Genomic DNA, 18,670 nt, shown 5'->3' with positions numbered 1-18,670 from the left:
TTTCACAGAAAGCCTCACAAGCCACTCGAGTCCCCGGCAAGGTGTCAGATGGTCGCCGGTTCCATCCCGCTCTGACCCCTTCCGCCGGTGACCGGGGGAGCTCACGCATGCGCCGCAAACGTCTACTCGCCGCACTCGTCGCCGCCACCCCGGTGATCGCCCTGGCGGTCGCCGGAGGCCTGTCCCGGTCGCCCGGGGCGGCGCCGATGCTGCAGACGTACGCGTTCACCGGCGCCATGCGGCTCGTCGCCGAGACCGGCGCGAACCAGGGCGGGGTCGCCGCCGAGGTGCCCGAGCGCGACACCAGGCGGTTCAGCCTGGTCGGCGTGACCTGGGACGACCCGCACGCGGTGGCCGACGCGCGGATCGAGGTGCGGACCCGGCCGGTCGGCTCCCGGACGTGGACGTCGTGGCAGAGGTTGGAGACCGACGCGCCCGACGAGTCCGGCGGCGTCGACGGCGGCTCGACCCGCGGCGCCAGCGACCCGCTCTGGGTCGGCCCGTCGAACGGCGTACGGGCCCGGGTGGTCACCGCGGCCGGGGTGCGGGCGCTGCCGGCCGGGATGCGGGTCGACCTGATCAACCCGGACGTGGTGGGCGAGCCGCGAACCGGGATGGTCGAGGCCGCGCTGCAACGGCCGCGGCGGGTCAACGGCGTGGCGATCCCGGCCCGGCCGATCCCGCGACTGATGACCCGGGCGGCGTGGGGCGCGAACGAGAGCATCGTCAAGGAAGCGCCCACCTACACCGGGCCGGTCCAGGTCTTCTTCGTGCACCACACCGCGACCGGCAACGACTACAGCTGCGCGAGCTCGACCAGCGTGGTGCGCGGGATCGAGGCGTACCAGGTGAAGAGCAAGGGCTGGAACGACATCGGCTACAACTTCCTGGTCGACAAGTGCGGCACGATCTTCGAGGGACGCCGCGGCGGCGTGGACCGCAACGTGCTCGGCGCGCACACGCTCGGTTTCAACACCGGCGCCAGCGCGGTCGCGGTGATCGGGGACTTCCGGACCGCGGCGGTGAGCGCGGCCACGCAGCTGTCGGTGGCGCAGCTCGCGGCGTACAAGCTCGGTGCGGCCGGGAACGCGCCGTACAGCCGGGTGGCGCTGACCTCCGGCGGCGGCCCCAAGTTCACGGCCGGCCGCCGGGTGGTGCTGAACCGCATCTCCGGGCACCGCGACGCCGGGCTGACCGAGTGCCCCGGCAACCTGCTCTACCGCCGGCTCACCGCGATCCGGCAGCTCGCCGGCGCGGCCCCGGCCGGGCTGCACCTGACCGGGCTGAGCGGCGCCCAGGCGTGGGGCCGCACCTGGTTCACGCGGGGCTCGGTCGCCGCGCTCTGGCGCCTGACCACCCCGAGCCGCATGATCAACCGATTTGACGTGTACGTCGACGGCGAGCTCGCCGCGTCCCGCAGCAACGGAATGCGCAGCGGCTCGCTGCGGCTCGCACCGGGCGCCCACACCGTCGAGGTACGCGCGTTGCACCTCTCCGGCCGGACCAGCAGCGCCGTCGCCAAGGTCTTCGCGGACGACGAAGCACCCGAGTTCGCGTCCCCGCCGCAGGCCTACCTGACCGCGGGAACGGTCGGGACCACCGCCCCGATCCGGCTCGGCTGGTCCGCGACCGACCCGTCCGGCATCCGGTCGGCCGCGGTGACCGGGGCCGGGGCGGCCGTGCTGGGCGGGACCGTCAGCAGCCTCACCGGGACCGCGCCGCTCGGGACCGCGAGCACCTGGACCGTCGGTGTCACCGATCACGCCGGGAACAGCGGATCGGCCTCGGTGACCCGTACCCCTCAAGCCTTGTCGGAGGGTGCGGCGACGCGGACCGGGACCTGGCGGGGAATCCGGGACGACAAGCACCTCGACGGCACGGCCGGCGCCGCCTCGGCGCCCGGGTCGAAGTTGAGCTGGACCGTGACCGGCCGGTCGGTCGGCTTGATCGCGGCCCGCTCGTCGACCTCCGGCCGGGTCAAGATCACCATCGACGGCGAGGCCATGGGGTACGCCGACCTGCACGCCGACCTGCCGCAGTACCGCCGCCTGGTGTTCAGCAAGTCGTGGCCGGAGTCGGCCACCCGCACGGTCACCATCGAGCCGGAGGGCACGCCCGGCCGCCCGACGGTGATCATCGACGGGCTCGCCTACCTCAGCTGAGGGTTGCGCAGTCCGTAGTCCTGGAGGGTGATCGCCTCGGCCTTGCCGAACTGCTTGGCCACCAGGTTGCGCATCGGCCAGGAGGTCACCATCGACATCGACTTCGCGCGCAGGCGGATCATCAGCCGGCTGTACGGCGCGAAGCCCTTCGCCCCGCCCGGCGGCAGCTCCAGCCCGGCGGCGACGTAGTCGGCCATCGCGTTCTGGTAGGCGGCGAACGCCCGCTCCGGGTCGGGGTCGCGGGTCAGTTCGCCGGCCAGGACGTACGCGCCGACCAGGCTCATGCTGGTGCCGAGCCCGGCCAGCGGCGACCCGCAGTAACCGGCGTCGCCGACCAGCGCGACCCGGCCTCGCCACCAGCGGTTGACATGCACCTGGTTGATCGAGTCGAAGAAGAAGTCCGGCGCGTCGGCCATCTGGGCCAGCAGCTGCGGGATCTTCCAGGCGCCACCGGCCATCCGCTCGGCGGTGACGCGTTTCTCCTCGTCCACGGTCAGCCGTTCGTAACGGGCCTGCGGCTCGCGGAACCCGAAGTGGGCCTTGGCGGTGCCGCCGCGCTCGGGCCGGATCCCGGCGACCCGCCCCGGCTCGTTGTACATCAGGTACCAGTTCTCCAGGTCGCCCGGATCGGTCACGGTGAAGTACGCCGAGTAGACGCCCAGGTAGCGCACGTAGTCCGAGTCCGGCCCGAAAGCGAGCGAGCGCACCCCGGAGTGCACGCCGTCGGCGCCGATCACCACGTCGTACCGTTCCTTGCGGCCGTCCGCGAACGTGACGTCCACGCCGGTGCCGTCCTGGGCCAGCTCGGTGACGCGATCGCCGTACCGGTACTCGGTGAAGCCCGCCGTCGCGTCCCGCAGCACCTCGGCCAGGTCCCCGCGGGCGATCTCGATCTCCGCGACCATGCCCTCCCCGCCGAACGCGTCCGCGGGCATCCGGCCCATCGGCCGGTTCCGCCGGTCGACCAGCAACCAGCCACGCTCGTCGACCTGCCGGGCCCGGATCGCCTCGCGGATCCCCATCCATTCGACGATCTGCCGCGCCACCCCCCGGATGTCCACCGCGTGCCCGCCCGGCCGCGGACGCCGCGACTTCTCCACGACGGTCACCTCGGCGCCGGCCCGGTGCAGCCAGAACGCACAAGCCGGCCCGGCGATGCTGCTGCCCGAAATCAGTACCCGCATGTCCCCGCTCCTTTGCGTACCCTGTATATCGATGTACTAGGGACGCTAGGTGCGGGGCTTTGACCAGGGCAAACCGCACTAGTACAGGGAAGCGGGTGTACTAGGTGGCGGAGGCGGCCTACACGAAGATCGTGGCCGAGCTGAGACGCCGGATCGAGGCCGGTGAGCTGCGTCCGGGCGAGCGGATCCCGTCCGCGCGGGCGATCACCCGGGAGTGGGGTGTCGCCATCGCGACCGCCACCAAGGCGCACGCCGTCCTGCGCGACGAGGGCCTGACCGTGGCCCGTCCCGGCGTCGGCACGGTGGTCGCCGGCCCGGCCCCGCGCCGCGACACGGACCTGAGCCTCGACCGGATCGTGACGGCCGCGCTCGCCGTCGCCGACGAGCACGGCATGGCCGAGCTGTCCATGCGCCGGATCGCCGCCACGCTGAACGTGGCGACCATGTCGCTCTACCGGCACGTGGCCGGCCGGGAGGAGCTCGAGGTCGCGATGATCGACGCGGCGCTCGGCGAGCTGCGGGTGCCGCCGCGGTACTCCGGCCGGTGGCGAGCCGACCTGGAACAGTGCGGGCGGGCCATGTGGGCGCTGTTCCAGCGGCACCCGTGGCTGGGCGAGACGATGTCGCTGACCCGCCCGCAGCTCTCGCTGAACGCCATGCGCCTCGGCGAGTGGATCATGGGGACGCTCACCCCGACCGGGCTCGGCGCCTCTGACCGGATGATGGTGCAGGTGCTGCTGTTCAGCTTCGCGCGCGGGATCGCCGACGCCATCCAGCCCGAGACCGAGGCGATGCGCGACACCGGGATGACCGGCGACGAGTGGATGGAGACCCAGGAACCGGCGTTCCACCGGCTCATCGAAGGACGGGCATCACCGACGTACGAGGAGTTGTTCCTCCGTACGCCCGACTTCGAATTTGATCTTGATGTGCTGTTCGAGTTCGGACTGGCGCGCTTCCTCGACGGGATCGAGGTGTGGATCGGCCGCTCATGATCCGGTCGGGGTGGGATGGTTGACAGACCGCCCGGCGCGGGCTCGATACGGTAGGCGGGTGTCTCAGATCCCGTGGTGGGGACTGCCCCTCGTCGCTGCCGTGTTCGCCCTGGCCGGCGCCGTTGTGGTGCGCTACCTCGCCGCTCGTGACAACGCCCTGCTGAGTCGCCGGCGGCGCACCCGCCGGTGGTACGAGGAGCGCAAGGAGGCGTATGTCACTCTGCTCTCCGGCTTCGAGCGGGCCACCGTGCGGCTGCGGGCGAGCTTCGAGGCGGGAGAGAAACCGCCGACCGCGCTCAACTACGTCGACGAGATCGGCCCCGCGCTGATGCCGGTGCGGCTGCTCGCCTCCGGCCCGGTCCGCAGTGCTGCCCTCGCCGTGCACCTGCAACTCGAGCGCCTGCACGGCCCGATGAACCCGGCCGGCGTCAGCGGGGTCCGGCCGGAGACCCACTTCCGGGAGTTGCTCGCGCAGGTGCCGCTGGTCATGCAGCAATTCGAGGCCGCGATCCGGGAGGAGCTGGGGATCGAGGAGGCGCCGCCGGCCGCGCTGCCGCACACCGCCAACGGCAAGGCCCTCCGGCTGCCCCGCAAGGCCGGGGCCACCGAGTCGGAGGGGCGTTAGCTGCCAGCGGGAATGCGCTTTCCTCTGGTGTCCCGGCCGGACATCGGGCAGGATCGAAGTCGTGACCGACTCGCTTGATCCCGTTTCCGCCGCCATCGTCGACAGTGGCATCGTCGCCGTCCTCCGCGCGCCCACCGCCGCCGGGTTCGCCGCCGTCGCCGACGTGCTGGTCGCCGCCGGCATCACTGCCCTCGAAGTCACCCTCACCTCGGCCGGCGCGCTGCAGGCGATCACCGAGCTGCGCGACCGGTTGCCGGCCGGGACGATCGTCGGCGCGGGAACCGTGCTCACGGCCGCCGACGCCACCGCGGCGGTCGATGCGGGCGCGTCCTTCCTCGTGTCGCCGGTGCTGGACACGCTCGCCGGGCAGGCGGTGCCCTGCTACCCGGGGGCGTTCACACCGACCGAGGTGTACTCGGCGCACCGGGCGGGTGCGCCGCTGATCAAGCTGTTCCCGGCCGGAGGGCTCGGCCCGGGATACCTCAAGGACCTCCGCGGTCCGCTGCCCCAGGTGAAGATCATGCCGACCGGGGGTGTCGGCCTCGACGACATCCCCGCCTGGATCCGGGCCGGGGCGGCGGCGGTCGGGCTCGGCGGGCCGCTGATCGGGGACGCGGCCGACGGCGGCGACCTGAACGAGCTCGCCGACCGTGCCAAGCGGGCGGTCGGCGCAGTCACCAGCGCCCGCTCATGACCACCCCTGCCGGCGCCGCGGCCTCTTCGCTCGGCTCGTCACCCGATTCGTCCGGCGGCGGTCTGCTCACGCTCGGTGAGGCCATGGGGATCTTCGTGGCCGACGGGATCGGGCCGATCGAGCACGCCCGCGGGTTCACGCTCGCGGTCGGTGGCGCCGAGACCAACGTCGCGATCGGCGTCGCTCGCCTCGGCGGCCCCGCCGCCTGGCTCGGCCGGCTCGGTCCCGATTCCGCCGGGTCGCTGATCACCGGCCGATTGAGAGCTTCCGGCGTACGCGTTCTGGCCGTCCCGGACGACGCCCCCACCGGCCTGATGATCCGCTACCGCCGGTCGGCCCAGTTCATCCACGCCGACTACCACCGGGCGGGCAGCGCCGGCTCCCGGCTGACCCCGGCCGACCTGCCGCTGACCGAGGTGCAGTCCGCCGGGGTACTCCACGTCACCGGCATCACCCCGGCCCTCGGCGACACTGCTCGTGCCACGGTCTTCGCCGCGATCGAAGCCGCCCGTGCCGCCGGGGTCCCGGTCTCCCTCGACGTCAACTACCGCGCCAAGCTCTGGTCCCGCCTCGACGCCGCTCCCGTCCTGCGCGACCTGGCCTCCCGCTCCGACATCGTCTTCGCCGGCCCGGACGAAGCCGCGATCTTCGTCGACGGCGAGGACCCGCTCGAGGGCCTGGCCGAACTCGGCCCGGCCGAGGTGATCCTCAAGGACGGCGCCCGTGGATGCGTCGCCCTCATCGACGGCACCCACTACACGGTCCCGGCCCTCCCGGTCACAGCGATCGACCCCGTCGGAGCCGGCGACGCCTTCGTAGCCGGTTACCTCGCCGACCGCCTGACCGCCGCCCCGCCGTCCCGGCGCCTGCAGACAGCCATCGCCGCCGGCGCCTTCGCGGTGACCGTCCCCGGCGATTGCGAAGGCGCCCCCACCCGTACCGAACTGGCCGCCCTCACCGGCACCGACATCCACCGCTGACCCGTAGTGCCGCGACCTTCGCCGTGGTCGGGCTTCGCGGCGCGCCTCGCGCGCTCAGCCGGCCGACCGCGAGCGCCTCGCGCGCTCAGCCGGCCGACCGCGAGCGCCTCGCGCGCCCGGCCCCGCTGCGCGGCTCGCGCCCGGCCCCGCTGCGCGGCTCGCGCCGGGGCCGCGTGCGCATGCCGAGTATCCGGCCCCGTGCGGTGGTGACACGATCTCCGCTGTGGGCCGGGAGAGGGGCGCGTTGATCGCTCGGCCCGGTGCGGGCCTGCGGAGTGGCCTGTTGGGGGCTGGTCCGTGCCAGTTGTGATTGGACCGTGGGAGAGCGGGTAGCGAAAGAGAAGCGGCAATTTCATCGATTCCGAGGAGGCCGTGATGCAACCTACGCCGTTCACTCCGTGGTCCTGGCGGGATCCGTCCTACGGCGCCGGCGGGTACGACCCGGCTGGTGAGGACGTGGTCGACGAGGCCGGGCGAATCGGCGTGGATCTGGTCGGTTTCAAGGTCGAGGCCACCGATGGTCACATCGGTTCGATCGACCAGGCCAGTTACGACGTCGGAAGCTCTTATCTGGTGGTGGACACCGGGCCGTGGATCTTCGGCCGCAAGGTGCTGCTGCCGGCCGGCACGGTGCAGAACGTGGACCGGGCCGAGCGCAAGGTCTATGTGGACCGCACGAAGGACCAGATCAAGGCGTCCCCCGAGTACGACAAGGACACCTTCGAGACGGCCGCGTACCGCGAGCAGGTCGGTGACTACTACACCGGCAGCTACCGGGATTACCCGCGCTGATCCGCGGTTGATGCCCGCCGCCCCGGCCCGGACCCCCACGGGCGGGGGCGGCCCTATGTCTGCAGGAAGTCGGAGAGGCGGGCCGCCGCGGTGAGCATCGCCTGTCCGCGGTCAGTGAGGCGGGCACGCCAGGCGGTCAGGGAGGCGGCCAGCGTTTCGGCGCTTCCGGCCGTACGCACCTGGCGCAGCACCGTCGCGATGTGCGCGAGCCCGTATCCGCCGCGTCGCAGCAGGTGGGCCAGGTCGGCGTCGCGGATGTCGTCGGCGGAGTAGAGCCGCTGACCGCTGACCCGGTCACGGGCCGGCACGAGAATCCCCGCCTCTTCCCATTTTCGCAGCGTGGCCGGGGTGACGCCGAGCCGGTGAGCGATCGCGCCGACCGGCAGCCCACGCTCGCCGCCGGGTGCGGGCACGGCGCGGCCGAGCAGTCCCGCGGTGGCTTCGACCGCGGCCAGTGTCTCCCGGTCCCGGATCAGCGCCGCGTGACCGGCGTCGATCGTCGCGAACGCGCTGTCCAGGTCCCCCGCGAGCACCGCGCGCATGATCGCCGAGGCGGATCCGTGCCCGTATGCGGAAGCCAGCGTGAGAAAGGCCGTGACCGCGACCATGTGCCGTTCGCCGTAGGCGCGGTATCCGCTCGCGGTGCGCTGTGCCGGCGGAATGACCCCGTCGCTCTCGTAGTTACGGATCGCCTGCGCCGACAGCCCGTGCCGCCGGGCCAGGTCGACCGGACGATAGGTTTGAGGCTTCGTCATCTCTGTCCAGGCAGTTCTCGGCTTGACCCTCACCGGGTCATTCAACGATACGGTGAAGGTCATGACTGAGCGCCACGCCGACCCCGTCGATGCCCTCGCCGAGTTGATCCTGCGCCTGCCCGACGTCTTCCAGCTGGTCGCCGGCCCGGGCACCGGCGCGCCCGAGCTGAGCTGGGGTGACCGGTTCTTCTTCGTCGGCGACGACCGGATGCGCCCGTTCGCCACGGTTGTCGTGCGGAACGTGCCGGGTTTCGACGAGCGTTCCGATCTGGACCGTCCGGGCCGTTTCCGGCTCAACGTCGAGCTCGGCCGCGTCCGATTCCGGGACCTTTTCGGGTACGGTCCGGAGGAGTTCCCCGCCCACCGGGCCGGGATCGACTTCGCGGCGGCGGGCCGCTGGTTCCCGCATCCGGTCTACGCGGTCCAGGGCTGGGGTTCGATCGTCAACCCGGGTCCGGAGGCCGAGCCCTTGATCGCGCACGCGCACGCCCGCTCGGTGAAGCGTTCCCGCTGACCGGATCGTTCCGCCCGCGGGCCGGATGATGCCTGTCCCGCCGGCCCCGCAACGGGTGGAATGGAGGCATGACCGAAGCGCTGATCGTCATCGACGTGCAGGAATCCTTCCGTGCCCGCCCGCTCTGGGCGACCTTGAACAACCCGGACGTGATCGCGAACGTCCAGCGCCTGGTCGACCACGCCCGTAACGCCGGTCACCAGGTCATCTGGGTGCTGCACTCGGAGCCCGGCAGCGGCGGCACGTTCGACCCGGTGAACGGTCACGTCCGCCTGGTGGACGAGCTGACCCCGGCCGACGGCGAGCCGACTCTGATCAAGTTCGTGCACAACGCATTCACCACCACTGACCTGCAGTTCCGTCTTACCTCGGCCGGAATCCGCAAGATCACCGTCTGTGGTCTGCGCACCGAGCAGTGCGTCGAGACCACCGCCCGGTTCGCCTCCGACCTGGGCTACGAGGTCACCTATGTCACCGACGCGACGGCGACGTTCCCGATCCCGCACCGGGACGCCCCGGCCGACCGAAGCGTGCAGGAGATGCTGGCCGACCCGCGTACGCTGGCGGCCGCGGACGTGGTCGCTCGCACGGAGTACGCGCTGGCCGGCCGCTTCGCCACGATCGCGTCGACGGCGGAGGTCGAGAAGGGGTGACCGGATCGTGAGCCGGGTGGTCTTCGTGCTGACCCCGCAGGTCCACCTGCTCGACCTGGCCGGCCCGGCCCAGGTCTTCTCCACCGCGCCCGGTTACACGCTGCACTACGTCGGCGAGTCCGCGAGCGTCCCCACCTGGCAGGGCGTCGCCCTGCACGCCGACCTTGAGTGGCCCGAGCTGAACCGGGACGACCTGGTCGTCGTCCCGGGCTGGCGCTCCGGCTTCGGCTACTTCCGCGCCGGCACGCTGGAGAAGATCAGCGCCCATCACGGGGCCGGCGGCACCGTCGCCAGCGTCTGCGCGGGTGCCGACGCCCTGGGCCGGGCCGGCCTGCTCGACGGCCGGCGATGCACCACCCATCACGATCTACAAGACGTTCTTGCCCGTACGTTCCCCCGGGCGACCGTGGTCCGCGACGTGCTCTACGTGTCGGACGACCGGGTGGTCACGTCGGCCGGCATTGCCAGCGGCATCGACCTCGCGTTGCACCTGGTCGCGCTCCGGCACGGCCCGGCGGTGGCCGCCCAGGTGGCCCGCGAGATGGTCGTCTACGCCCGCCGTAACGGCGACGAGCGGCAGGCCAGCGCGATGCTGCGGCACCGCGCCCACCTGTCCGACGTGGTCCACCGGGTGCAGGACCGGATCGACGCGTCGTTCGCCGAGCCGCTGCCCCTGGCCGACCTGGCGACCGCGGCCGGCGTCAGTGAACGCACCCTGACCAGGCTCTTCACCGCCGCCACGGGTCGCACCCCACTGCGTTACCAGCAGACTCTGCGCGTCGAACGCGCCGCATATCTCATCGGTCACGGCTCGACCGTGGACGCCGCCGCCCGGGCGGTAGGTTTCACCGACGCGCGGATGCTGCGGAAACTGCGAGCGAGGGTGACGTGACGCTGACCGGGGTTCTCTTCGATCTGGACGGCACGCTCGGTGATCACGACTCGTCGGTCACCGCGGCGCTGACGGCGTGGCTGCCGACGATCGGCATGGTCGCCGATCAGACGACGATCACCCGCTGGCACGAGGTCGCGGAAACGCATCTCGCCGCGTGGCGCCGCCGCGAGGTCGACTATGCGGAGCAGCGCCGGCGCCGGCTGCGGGACTTCGGCCTCGGGTACGGGAAAGAAGATCTTGATCTGATCTTCGCCGGTTATCTCGTCGAGTACGAGAAGGCCTATCACGCCTATGACGACGTGCCCGAGGCGATCGCCGCGGTGGCCGCGAAGGGGCTGAAGGTCGCCGTCCTGACCAACGGGTCGGCGACTCGGCAGCGGGGAAAACTCGCCCGGATGGGCCTGGCCGATCTCGGGCCCGTGTGGACTCCCGACGATCTGGGGACGGCCAAGCCCGATCCGGGCGCGTTCCGCGGGTCGGTGACCCGCTGGGGGCTGAGGCCCGGGGAGGTCCTCAGCGTTGGGGACAGGCATGATCTTGATGTGCTCGCCGCGCGCGAGGCCGGGCTGCGGGCGGTTCACCTGGACCGGCGGGGGATCGGGCCGGTCGGCGAACCGCACCGCATCGGCTCACTGCGCGAGCTGGCCGATCACTTGTAGGTGACGTTGGCCGTGGTGAACTTGCAGTTGGTGCCGTCACCGCCGGTCGCTCCGGTGAAGGTCTTCAGCTTGGTCGGCTCGGCGCCGGTGTTGTTGCCCTTGAACGTGATGCAGGCGGCCAGCTTCTTCTTCGTGTCGTTCACGATCGTGATGTTCGACAGCGTCGCGGTGTCGCCGTAGTTGGAGTTGATGCCGACCAGCGACAGCCCCGGGTAGGTCGCGGTGATGTTGTCCAGGACGACCTTGCGCTTGTACTGCGTCTTGCAGTTGCCGCACGACCGGTAGAGCTTGCCGAAGTCGTCGACCTGGAAGTTCTTGATCGTCACGGTGCCGCCGCCGTTGTGCTGGAACACCTTGTCGTCCGCACCCTTGGCGCCACCGCCGTTGACCGTGTAGACCGCCGACGAACCGCCCTTGAACGTGGCCGCGTCCTCGCCGACGTTCTCCCACCACACGTTGGTCAGCGTGCACGAGCCCTTGCAGTGGACGCCGTCCGCGGCCGGGTCACCGAGGATCACGTTCTTCAGCGTGGCGCCGTCGGCCAGCTCGAACAGCGGGTCCTGGCCCTCGTCCTGCGAGTCGCTGCCGAGCGCGCCGCTGCCGACGAACCGCTTCAGCCCACCGTCGAAGGTGCCGGAGACCGCCTTGGTCGCGGTGAGCTTGGTCGTGCCGGTGGCCGTCGGCCAGGTCGACGCCGAGGCGCCCTGCGTGTAGACGACCGCACCGAGACCGAGACCGAGCGCGGTGACCGCCACGAGGCCGGTGCGCCAGCGCTTCCGCAGATTCTTGAACACGTGAGGCCTTTCTCCGGATGGGGGAACGTTCACCCCTCAGTGGTCCGAGGCCCCGGAAAGGTTGCGCGGCCGGTCAAGATTTTTTCGCGGAACCGCCGTGGACCGGTCCCTCGCCCGCCGACAACCGCCCGCCCGAACCGCCGTGACGCAGCGCGACGATCTCCGCCGCGATGCTGACCGCGGTCTCCTCCGGGCTGCGCGCGCCCAGGTCCAGGCCGATCGGCGAGCAGAGCCGGGCCAGCTCCGCCTCGGTCAGCCCGGCCTCGCGCAGCCGGTCCAGCCGGTCGTCGTGGGTGCGCCGGGAACCCATCGCGCCGACGTAACCGACGTCGAGTCGCAGCGCCAGCTCCAGCGTGGGCACGTCGAACTTCGGATCGTGGGTGAGCACGCAGAGCACCGTGCGCTCGTCGACGCGGTCGGCCGCGACCTCGGCGGCGAGGTAGCGGTGCGGCCAGTCGACGACCACCTCGTCCGCACCCGGGAACCGGCGGGCGGTGGCGAAGATCGGCCGGGCGTCACAGACCGTCACCCGGTACCCCAGGAAGCCGCCGACCCGGGCGACCGCGGCGGCGTGATCGGTCGCCCCGAAGACGATCATCCGAGGTGGCGGGAGGAAACGGACGGCCGCGCGCGGGTCGCCGGCCGCTGTCACGAAATATCCGGCCTCGCTGATCCCCACCGCGACCGGCTGATCGGCCGCCACGGCTTCGACCAGGGCCGGCAGATCCGGGAACGTCGTGTGATCGACCCGCCCGATCGCCAGATCGATCGTGCCGCCGCAGGGCAGCCCCACCCCGATCGCCAGATCGTCGGCCACGCCGAAACTCGCGGTGTGCGCGACGCCGGACTCGGCGGCCTCCAGGCACAGGTCGTAGACCGCGGCCTCGACACACCCACCGGACACGCTGCCCACCGCCACGCCGTCCGGCCCGACCGCCATCGCCGCACCCGCCTGCCGCGGCGCGCTCGACCAGGTCGCGGTCACGATCGCCAGCCCAACCGGCGTCCCCGCCGACCACCAGCGCAGCAGATCGGCGAGCACGTCACGCATCGAGATCCTCCGGGTGGTCCAGATCCTGATCGCCGGCCACGTCGCCGACCTCCACCACCAGTACCTCGTGAGCACGCAGGTAATCCCGTGCGCCCCGATCACCCGTCGCGCTCGCCGCGACACCGGCCCAATGCGCCCGCCCGAGCAGCACCGGATGCCCGCGCCGCCCCTGATAACCACCCGTCACCAGCGCGCCCGGCGCCGCGTGCGCGGCGACCCGCCGCACCGCCTCGGCCGTCACACCGGGCATGTCGACCAGCAGCACCACCACCGCGTCGATCGCGTCGTCGCCGGCCAGCGCGGTCAGCCCGGCCCGCAGCGACGAGCCCATGCCGGTCGCCCACTCCGGATTGATCACGGTCTCCGGAAGGCCGCTCGCCGTGGCGCGCACCTCCTCGGCGCGGGCGCCGAGAACCACCAGGCGCCGCTCACATCCAGCGATCCGGAGGGTCTCGGCCGCGTGTTCCACCAAAAGCCGATTACGGTACGGCACGAGCGCCTTCACCCGGCCGAAACGGCGTCCCGCTCCGGCGGCTAGGACGAGGCCGGCCGCTGTCATCCGACGAGCCTAGCCACGTGGTGTTTCCGCCGTGCTTCCCTTCGTCGCAGGAAACCGCACGCGGCGGTGCGCGGCGCTGTCACCCGGGCCCGGGCACACTCCGGCTCACAGGAAGCCTCGCACCGCGGCGAGCGGCAACGCCGTACGCGGGAAATAGGCCGTGCGCCAGAGCCCACCGTGAGCCGCGGCAATCGCCTCGTCCCGCCACGCCGCCGCGTCCGCCGACCGGGGCTTGCGGATCTGATGAACCATCAGCACCGCCATCAACCGGCTCGCCGTGGCCGGGTCGAAGACCTCCACGTCGAACAGATGCGCCCCGGCATAGGCGGCCTTGAGCAGCCGGTTGCCGAGCACCGACCGGGTCCGCGTCGGCGGCGCCACCGCGAAACTCGCCATGCCGTCACGCCGTGCCAGCGACGCCCGCCACCGGTGGATCCGCTTCGCCAGCGCGTAGTTCGGCCCCTGCTGAGGCACCAGACTGTCGTTGATCCCGGGCGCCGCCGCCAGCGGATAGTTCGGCCGCAGGAACTGCCCGCCGGAGAGCGGCGAGGTCAGCTTCGCGCGCAGGCCACGCGCCGCGAACCGGGCGCGCGAGTCGTCGACCGCTTCGCGCGGCACCGCGTACACGTCGGTGGGGGTGGCCAGCACGGCGAGCGCGGTGTCCGGCCGCTGCTGCCGCAGATGTACTGCCAGCGCGTCGACCGCGGCGGCCAGCTTCGGGTAGGAATTGCCCGGCGCGTACCCGTAATTGCCCAGCACCAACTGCCCGTCGAACCCGAGCAGCCAGCTCGCCACCTGCGGGAACTCGGCGATCAGATCCGTGCCGGGAGTGCCGTCCTTCCCTGTGGGGGCCACCAGCCGGCCCGCCGACGCGCTCGCGACCCCGGCGATCCGCTCCCACAGTTGCGGCCGGGGCAGGTCCACCGCCAGGACGGTCGCACCCCAGTTCAGCAGCCACGTCAGCGGACCCATCTCGGCGCCCGCGCCCAGCAGCGCGAACTTCAGATCGCCGAGGTCCAGCCAGTCCGGGTTCGCGGCCACCTCCCGGACGGCGTCCGCGCACGACTCCTCGATCACCCCGGCCGCGACCCAGGCGTCCAGGCGCGGGACCAGGTCCAGCTCACGGTCGGGTCTTCCGGAACCGATGACCTCGATCGACTCGTACGGCCGCTCCGGCTCGGCCAGCAGCGCCTGCGCCAGGGTGAACTCGCCGTCCTCGCGGACATACCGCATCCGGGCGTGCAGCGAGAGCAGACCGGCCTCGGCGATCTCGTAGCCGGCCGCGCCGTCCGCGCTCAGCCCGGCCTCCACCAGCGCCCGGAAATGCCGCAGGTAGCCGCGCCGCCAGTCGGTCTCGCGCTCGGCCGCCGCGGCCGCCGCCGGATCGACCGGGCGCAGTGCGTCGGCGACGATCGCGCGGCCCAGCGCCGTGCTGCTGCGGCGGCCCTCGTCGTCGGCAGGGAAATCGGTCACGCCAGGGGATGCGGGGTGCACCGCGCCAGTATGGGGTCCATCGTCGAAGTCCCCAGGGGCCGGGTCTCCTACCACGGTAGGAGACGACCTCGGCCCCGCGGCCGCAGGTCCGGCTCGCGGACGGGCGAACCCGGGCGAGCGAGAAACGAGTCTGTGGGCATGACCATCGCCGAAGTTGTGAAGCCGCCCGGCGGGCATCGGCCGCTGACCGTCCTGACCTGGGCCTCCGTTGCCCTCGTGGGGGTCACCGCCGTCGGGTTGCTCGCCGACCCGCGGATCCTGACCGGGGTGCCGATCTGGCTCAAGCCGTTCAAGTTCGCCGTCTCGTTCGTCGTCTACGGCTGGGCGCTGTCCTGGCTGCTCTCCGTCCTGCCCCGGCGCAGCCGCGTCGCCGCCTGGTCCGGCACGATCATCGTCGGCAGCCTGGTGGCCGAGATGGCGGTCATCGTGGCCCAGGTGATCCGCGGCACCACCAGCCACTACAACCAGACGACGCCGCTGAACGCGACCCTCTGGTCGATCATGGGCGCCTCCATCATGATCCTGTTCCTGGCCCAGCTGGTCATCTCCGTCGTCGCGCTCCGCCAGCGGATCCAGGACCGGGCCACCGCGTACGCGATCCGCCTCGGTCTTCTCGTCTCTCTCCTGGGCATGGTGGTGGCGTTCGCGATGACGTCGCAGAAAACCGTCGCGGGGACGATCGGCGCGCACAGCGTCGGCGTGCCGGACGGCGGGCCCGGCCTGCCGGTCACCGGGTGGAGCACCACCGGTGGGGACCTGCGGATCGGGCACTTCGTCGGACTGCACGCACTCCAGGCGCTGCCGCTGCTCGCGTACGCGCTGACCCGCTGGACCCGCCTCGACGAGGTCAGCCGGGCGCGGGTCGTGCTGGTGTCGGGCGCCGGTTACGCCGTACTGGTGCTGCTTCTGACCTGGCAGGCCCTGCGGGCGCAACCGCTGCTGGAGCCGGACGGGACCACCCTCGCCGCGTTCGCCGCCCTGGCCGCCGCAACCCTGATCGGTATCGGTCTGGTCGTGTCCCGCAGGCGCAGTCCTGAGATGGTGACGGCATGACCGGGGCGCTGTTCTCCCTCACCTTCCTGCTGGCCGCGCCGTTCTGGGCGCTGATGATCCTGCTCCCGGGCTGGTCCTGGACCCGGCGGATCATCGCGTCACCGCTGATCGTCCTGCCGGTCGTGGCGATCTACGCGCTGCTGATCATCCCGGCGTTCGGCGACGTGCTGCCGGCCGTCACCAGCCCGACCCTCGGCGGCGTCCGCGAACTCCTGGGCAGCGCGACCGGCGCCGCCGCGGGCTGGGCCCACATGCTGGCCTTCGACCTGTTCGTCGGCCGCTGGGCCTGGCTCGACGCCCGCGAACGCGGCATGCCGCACCTGGTCGTCGCGCCGATCCTGCTGCTGACCATCCTGCTGGGACCGTTCGGCCTGGCCGCCCACCTGGCCGCCCGCACCCGCTGGCCGCTCCTGGCGGCTCCCGCCCGGGAGAAGCAGGTCCTACGCTGAGCGCCATGGCCAAGTTTCTCGATGCGCGGGACACGCTTCCGCGCATGGTGCTGCTCGACTGCAGCGGGCTGGCCTACCTGCTCGTCGTCAACCACACCCAACACCCGCCGACCCCGCTGCAATGGCTGCTCGCGGTGCTGGCGTTCGCCTCGGCACTGCTGCTGCACCGCCGCCCGCCGATCAACCTGCTGGTCCAGACGGCGCTGTTCGCGGTCGCGATGATCAAGCTCGACGACGCCACGATCAACCAGGTCGGCACCGCCTGGGCGGTCGGTGAGCTGGCCCTCTGGGCGCCCCGCCCCCGTTACCTGATCGGCGGTCTCGCCCTGGTCACGGCCACCTACGCCGTGTGCGACCTACCGCAGCAGGCCGGCCAGATCATGCCGTCGCTGGTCGGCCTCGCGATCAATCTCGGACTGCCGACACTGCTCGGCCTGGTCGTGCGCACCACCCGGGAACTGGGCCTGCGAGCCGAACAGCAGACCCTCACCGAGCAACGCGCGGCCCGGGCGGACGAGCGCGGCGCGATCGCCCGCGAACTCCACGACGTCGTCGCGCATCACGTCGCCTCCATGGTCCTGCGGGTCGGCGTCGCCCGGCACGTGCTGCCCGACGTCGACCCGCGCGTCGCGGAGGTCTTCGACGACGTGCACGGGACGGGCACGGCGGCGCTCGCCGATCTCCGCCGGCTGGTCGACGTTCTTCGAGACCCCGATGGCGTACGCGGTGACGCCGCCCTCACCGCGATCGACCCGACCGCGTTACCGGCCGCCCTGGACGGGGCGGTCGAGACAGCCCGTCGCGCCGGCGTGATCGTCGAGGCGGAGATCGACCCGGCGATCGTCACGCTGGACGCCGTGCGGGGCCTGGCCCTGCTGCGCCTGACCCAGGAGAGCCTGACGAACGTGGCCAAACACGCCGGCCCCGAGCCACGCGCCGCCCTGCACGTCGCGATGGACGGCGCCGACCTGCACTGGTCCGTCACCGACGACGGAGGCCACACCCCTCCCGCCTCGGCTGTTCCCGGCGGCGGGCACGGGCTGACCGGGATGCGGGAACGCGTCGCTGTCCTCGGCGGGTCGCTCACCTTCGGGCCGCACGGGCCGGGCTGGCGTGTCGCCACGGTGCTGCCCGGAAGCGTCCCTGCCGCCTCCGGTTCGGTCCCCGCTGGTAAGGAGAAGTCGTGATCCGAGTTCTCCTGGTCGACGACCAGCAACTGATCCGTGCCGGCCTGCGCATGCTCCTCGACGCGGAGGACGGGATGGAAGTGGTCGGCGAAACCGGTGACGGCCGCACCGCGGTCACCCTCGCCGCCCAGCTCGTCCCGGACGTCATCGTCATGGACCTGCGCATGCCCGGCGTCGACGGCATCACCGCCACCAGCCGCATCATGTCCGAACGCCCGTCCACCCGGGTCCTGGTCCTGACCACCTTCGGCGACGACGACCACCTCTACCCCGCGCTCCAGGCCGGCGCCTGCGGCTTCCTGCTGAAGGACGCGCCGCCGACCGAACTGCTCAACGGCATCCACCAGGCGGCCGCAGGCGAAAGCCCCTTCAGCCAGGAGGTCCTGCGGCGCCTCGTGCGCCGGGCGGTGGACGCCCGCCCGGAAGCCCCGGCGCGCAGAGAAGGGCTCACCAGCCGGGAACTCCAAGTGCTGGACCTGGTGGCGGAAGGGCTCACCAACACGGAGATCGCCGACCGTCTGCACATCGGCATCACCACGGTGAAGACCCACATCACAGCGCTGATGACCAAGACCAACAGCCCCAATCGCGTACGTCTTGCTCTGGCCGCCCACCGCTCCTGAGTCCCGGAGCGCAGGAGAGCACTGCCGACCGGGGTTGTCCACACTGGCGCTTCGTCCACAGGCCGGCGGCACGATCCCGGAGTTCCCTGCCACGCTGGAAAGCGGCTCCTCCCCCTGGGTGGGCGGGTCGTGTGGTGGCGTTACCTCTTCTGGGGGGTGTGACGGGCGTCGCGCGACCCCCGATTTGAAGTTGCGGGAGCCGTTGGGTAATGTTTTCCGAGCCGCCAGGGAGACGGGCGAGCGAGCGAGACCCGCGAGGGGCTCGGAGCGGCCGTCCTGACGGAAACCCAGAGAAGATCGCAAGGCCGACGGTCGTGCGTTCATGTTCTGGGTTGCTCGACCATTCCTGGTTGGTTGAATTCGGGTTGCGAAACACGGATTTGACGAACTGAGAATGGCGGGTAAAGTAGAGCGAGTGCCCCGGAGGGCGGGCCGCAGGAATGCGGTTCGGACGCGGTGTGCGGTTGTTCTTTGAGAACTCAACAGGGTGCTTTAAAAGCCAGTGCCAATTATGGCAATACCCCGGCTGATCGCTTTGGTGGTCAGTGGGAG

General features: G+C 71.7%; 20 protein-coding genes. 14 read left to right on the top strand and 6 right to left on the bottom strand.

Annotated elements, in window-relative coordinates:
• Nucleotides 1-107: 107 nt before the first annotated feature.
• On the top strand, nt 108-2,162 hold the full coding sequence (locus tag ACH442_RS22580; RefSeq protein WP_396340052.1) for an N-acetylmuramoyl-L-alanine amidase: 2,055 nt from the start codon (nt 108-110) through the stop codon (nt 2,160-2,162).
• Here ACH442_RS22580 and ACH442_RS22575 read toward each other — a convergent pair.
• A complete protein-coding gene (locus ACH442_RS22575; RefSeq protein WP_396340051.1) occupies nt 2,150-3,346 on the bottom strand; it encodes an FAD-dependent monooxygenase in 1,197 nt (398 codons plus the stop codon). The two genes, ACH442_RS22580 and ACH442_RS22575, sit on opposite strands and share 13 nt — an antisense overlap.
• A gap of 104 nt (nt 3,347-3,450) precedes the next feature.
• On the opposite strand from ACH442_RS22575, the gene ACH442_RS22570 reads away from it, so the two are divergent.
• The 5 genes from ACH442_RS22570 to ACH442_RS22550 all read left to right on the top strand — a co-directional run bounded on the left by ACH442_RS22570 (nt 3,451) and on the right by ACH442_RS22550 (nt 7,432).
• The gene (locus tag ACH442_RS22570) at nt 3,451-4,341 is read left to right on the top strand and encodes a TetR/AcrR family transcriptional regulator C-terminal domain-containing protein (protein ID WP_396340050.1); all 891 of its coding nucleotides are present in this window, start codon (nt 3,451-3,453) and stop codon (nt 4,339-4,341) included.
• A 58-nt stretch (nt 4,342-4,399) separates the two neighbouring features.
• Nucleotides 4,400-4,966: a hypothetical protein gene (locus ACH442_RS22565; protein WP_396340049.1), complete on the top strand. Its 567-nt coding sequence runs from the start codon at nt 4,400-4,402 to the stop codon at nt 4,964-4,966.
• Nucleotides 4,967-5,027: 61 nt separating this feature from the next.
• Entirely contained in the window at nt 5,028-5,660 is a 633-nt protein-coding gene (locus ACH442_RS22560; RefSeq protein ID WP_396340048.1) for a bifunctional 4-hydroxy-2-oxoglutarate aldolase/2-dehydro-3-deoxy-phosphogluconate aldolase, read from the top strand.
• On the top strand, nt 5,657-6,640 hold the full coding sequence (locus ACH442_RS22555; RefSeq protein WP_396340047.1) for a sugar kinase: 984 nt from the start codon (nt 5,657-5,659) through the stop codon (nt 6,638-6,640). Before ACH442_RS22560 ends, ACH442_RS22555 begins: the two co-directional genes overlap by 4 nt.
• Before the next feature lie 375 nt (nt 6,641-7,015).
• The gene (locus ACH442_RS22550; RefSeq protein WP_396340046.1) at nt 7,016-7,432 is read left to right on the top strand and encodes a PRC-barrel domain-containing protein; all 417 of its coding nucleotides are present in this window, start codon (nt 7,016-7,018) and stop codon (nt 7,430-7,432) included.
• 53 nt (nt 7,433-7,485) lie between these two features.
• Here ACH442_RS22550 and ACH442_RS22545 read toward each other — a convergent pair whose 3' ends face one another.
• Nucleotides 7,486-8,187 carry a MerR family DNA-binding transcriptional regulator gene (locus ACH442_RS22545; protein WP_396340045.1) on the bottom strand — a complete coding sequence of 234 codons (702 nt, stop codon included), beginning with the start codon at nt 8,185-8,187 and terminating at the stop codon, nt 7,486-7,488.
• 61 nt (nt 8,188-8,248) lie between these two features.
• Here ACH442_RS22545 and ACH442_RS22540 point away from each other — a divergent pair, with 61 nt between their 5' ends.
• The 4 genes from ACH442_RS22540 to ACH442_RS22525 all read left to right on the top strand — a co-directional run bounded on the left by ACH442_RS22540 (nt 8,249) and on the right by ACH442_RS22525 (nt 10,908).
• A complete protein-coding gene (locus tag ACH442_RS22540; RefSeq protein WP_396340044.1) occupies nt 8,249-8,701 on the top strand; it encodes a DUF6194 family protein in 453 nt (150 codons plus the stop codon).
• A 68-nt stretch (nt 8,702-8,769) separates the two neighbouring features.
• Nucleotides 8,770-9,354, top strand: a complete 585-nt coding sequence (locus tag ACH442_RS22535; protein ID WP_396340043.1) for an isochorismatase family protein — start codon at nt 8,770-8,772, stop codon at nt 9,352-9,354.
• A gap of 7 nt (nt 9,355-9,361) precedes the next feature.
• Nucleotides 9,362-10,246 carry a GlxA family transcriptional regulator gene (locus ACH442_RS22530; RefSeq protein ID WP_396340042.1) on the top strand — a complete coding sequence of 295 codons (885 nt, stop codon included), beginning with the start codon at nt 9,362-9,364 and terminating at the stop codon, nt 10,244-10,246.
• Nucleotides 10,243-10,908 (top strand): HAD family hydrolase, encoded by a 666-nt coding sequence (locus ACH442_RS22525; RefSeq protein WP_396340041.1) that lies wholly within the window; start codon nt 10,243-10,245, stop codon nt 10,906-10,908. Before ACH442_RS22530 ends, ACH442_RS22525 begins: the two co-directional genes overlap by 4 nt.
• Here ACH442_RS22525 and ACH442_RS22520 read toward each other — a convergent pair.
• The 4 genes from ACH442_RS22520 to ACH442_RS22505 form a co-directional block, all read right to left on the bottom strand.
• Entirely contained in the window at nt 10,899-11,702 is an 804-nt protein-coding gene (locus ACH442_RS22520; protein WP_396340040.1) for a pectate lyase, read from the bottom strand. The genes ACH442_RS22525 and ACH442_RS22520 overlap by 10 nt on opposite strands.
• Before the next feature lie 73 nt (nt 11,703-11,775).
• The gene (locus ACH442_RS22515) at nt 11,776-12,753 is read right to left on the bottom strand and encodes an XdhC family protein (RefSeq protein WP_396340039.1); all 978 of its coding nucleotides are present in this window, start codon (nt 12,751-12,753) and stop codon (nt 11,776-11,778) included.
• A complete protein-coding gene (locus ACH442_RS22510; RefSeq protein ID WP_396340038.1) occupies nt 12,746-13,312 on the bottom strand; it encodes an NTP transferase domain-containing protein in 567 nt (188 codons plus the stop codon). Before ACH442_RS22510 ends, ACH442_RS22515 begins: the two co-directional genes overlap by 8 nt.
• Before the next feature lie 105 nt (nt 13,313-13,417).
• Nucleotides 13,418-14,785: a hypothetical protein gene (locus ACH442_RS22505; protein WP_396340037.1), complete on the bottom strand. Its 1,368-nt coding sequence runs from the start codon at nt 14,783-14,785 to the stop codon at nt 13,418-13,420.
• A 159-nt stretch (nt 14,786-14,944) separates the two neighbouring features.
• Between ACH442_RS22505 and ACH442_RS22500 the strand changes: the two genes are divergently transcribed.
• From ACH442_RS22500 to ACH442_RS22485, 4 genes are read left to right on the top strand one after another with little or no spacing between them, the layout of a single operon-like run.
• Nucleotides 14,945-15,859: a hypothetical protein gene (locus tag ACH442_RS22500; RefSeq protein ID WP_396340036.1), complete on the top strand. Its 915-nt coding sequence runs from the start codon at nt 14,945-14,947 to the stop codon at nt 15,857-15,859.
• Nucleotides 15,856-16,308 carry an ABA4-like family protein gene (locus ACH442_RS22495; protein ID WP_396340035.1) on the top strand — a complete coding sequence of 151 codons (453 nt, stop codon included), beginning with the start codon at nt 15,856-15,858 and terminating at the stop codon, nt 16,306-16,308. Before ACH442_RS22500 ends, ACH442_RS22495 begins: the two co-directional genes overlap by 4 nt.
• Before the next feature lie 5 nt (nt 16,309-16,313).
• Nucleotides 16,314-17,495, top strand: a complete 1,182-nt coding sequence (locus tag ACH442_RS22490; protein WP_396340034.1) for a sensor histidine kinase — start codon at nt 16,314-16,316, stop codon at nt 17,493-17,495.
• Nucleotides 17,492-18,118 (top strand): response regulator, encoded by a 627-nt coding sequence (locus tag ACH442_RS22485; RefSeq protein WP_396340033.1) that lies wholly within the window; start codon nt 17,492-17,494, stop codon nt 18,116-18,118. The genes ACH442_RS22490 and ACH442_RS22485 overlap by 4 nt, the downstream gene beginning before the upstream one ends.
• Nucleotides 18,119-18,670 lie beyond the last annotated feature (552 nt).

Source organism: Actinoplanes sp. NPDC020271 (assembly GCF_044388125.1).
In the GTDB taxonomy this organism is placed as follows: domain Bacteria; phylum Actinomycetota; class Actinomycetes; order Mycobacteriales; family Micromonosporaceae; genus Actinoplanes.
Note: the sequence above shows the minus strand (reverse complement) of the source record. Positions and strands in the feature narration are given on the sequence as shown.

Bases quoted from the DNA above. Each gene is read 5' to 3' on its own strand.
- ACH442_RS22580 (WP_396340052.1), top strand. From the start codon at position 108: ATGCGCCGCAAACGTCTACTCGCCGCACTCGTCGCCGCCACCCCGGTG.
- ACH442_RS22575 (WP_396340051.1), bottom strand. From the start codon at position 3,346: ATGCGGGTACTGATTTCGGGCAGCAGCATCGCCGGGCCGGCTTGTGCG.
- ACH442_RS22555 (WP_396340047.1), top strand. From the start codon at position 5,657: ATGACCACCCCTGCCGGCGCCGCGGCCTCTTCGCTCGGCTCGTCACCC.
- ACH442_RS22550 (WP_396340046.1), top strand. From the start codon at position 7,016: ATGCAACCTACGCCGTTCACTCCGTGGTCCTGGCGGGATCCGTCCTAC.
- ACH442_RS22545 (WP_396340045.1), bottom strand. From the start codon at position 8,187: ATGACGAAGCCTCAAACCTATCGTCCGGTCGACCTGGCCCGGCGGCAC.
- ACH442_RS22540 (WP_396340044.1), top strand. From the start codon at position 8,249: ATGACTGAGCGCCACGCCGACCCCGTCGATGCCCTCGCCGAGTTGATC.
- ACH442_RS22535 (WP_396340043.1), top strand. From the start codon at position 8,770: ATGACCGAAGCGCTGATCGTCATCGACGTGCAGGAATCCTTCCGTGCC.
- ACH442_RS22515 (WP_396340039.1), bottom strand. From the start codon at position 12,753: ATGCGTGACGTGCTCGCCGATCTGCTGCGCTGGTGGTCGGCGGGGACG.
- ACH442_RS22510 (WP_396340038.1), bottom strand. From the start codon at position 13,312: ATGACAGCGGCCGGCCTCGTCCTAGCCGCCGGAGCGGGACGCCGTTTC.
- ACH442_RS22500 (WP_396340036.1), top strand. From the start codon at position 14,945: ATGACCATCGCCGAAGTTGTGAAGCCGCCCGGCGGGCATCGGCCGCTG.
- ACH442_RS22495 (WP_396340035.1), top strand. From the start codon at position 15,856: ATGACCGGGGCGCTGTTCTCCCTCACCTTCCTGCTGGCCGCGCCGTTC.
- ACH442_RS22490 (WP_396340034.1), top strand. From the start codon at position 16,314: ATGGCCAAGTTTCTCGATGCGCGGGACACGCTTCCGCGCATGGTGCTG.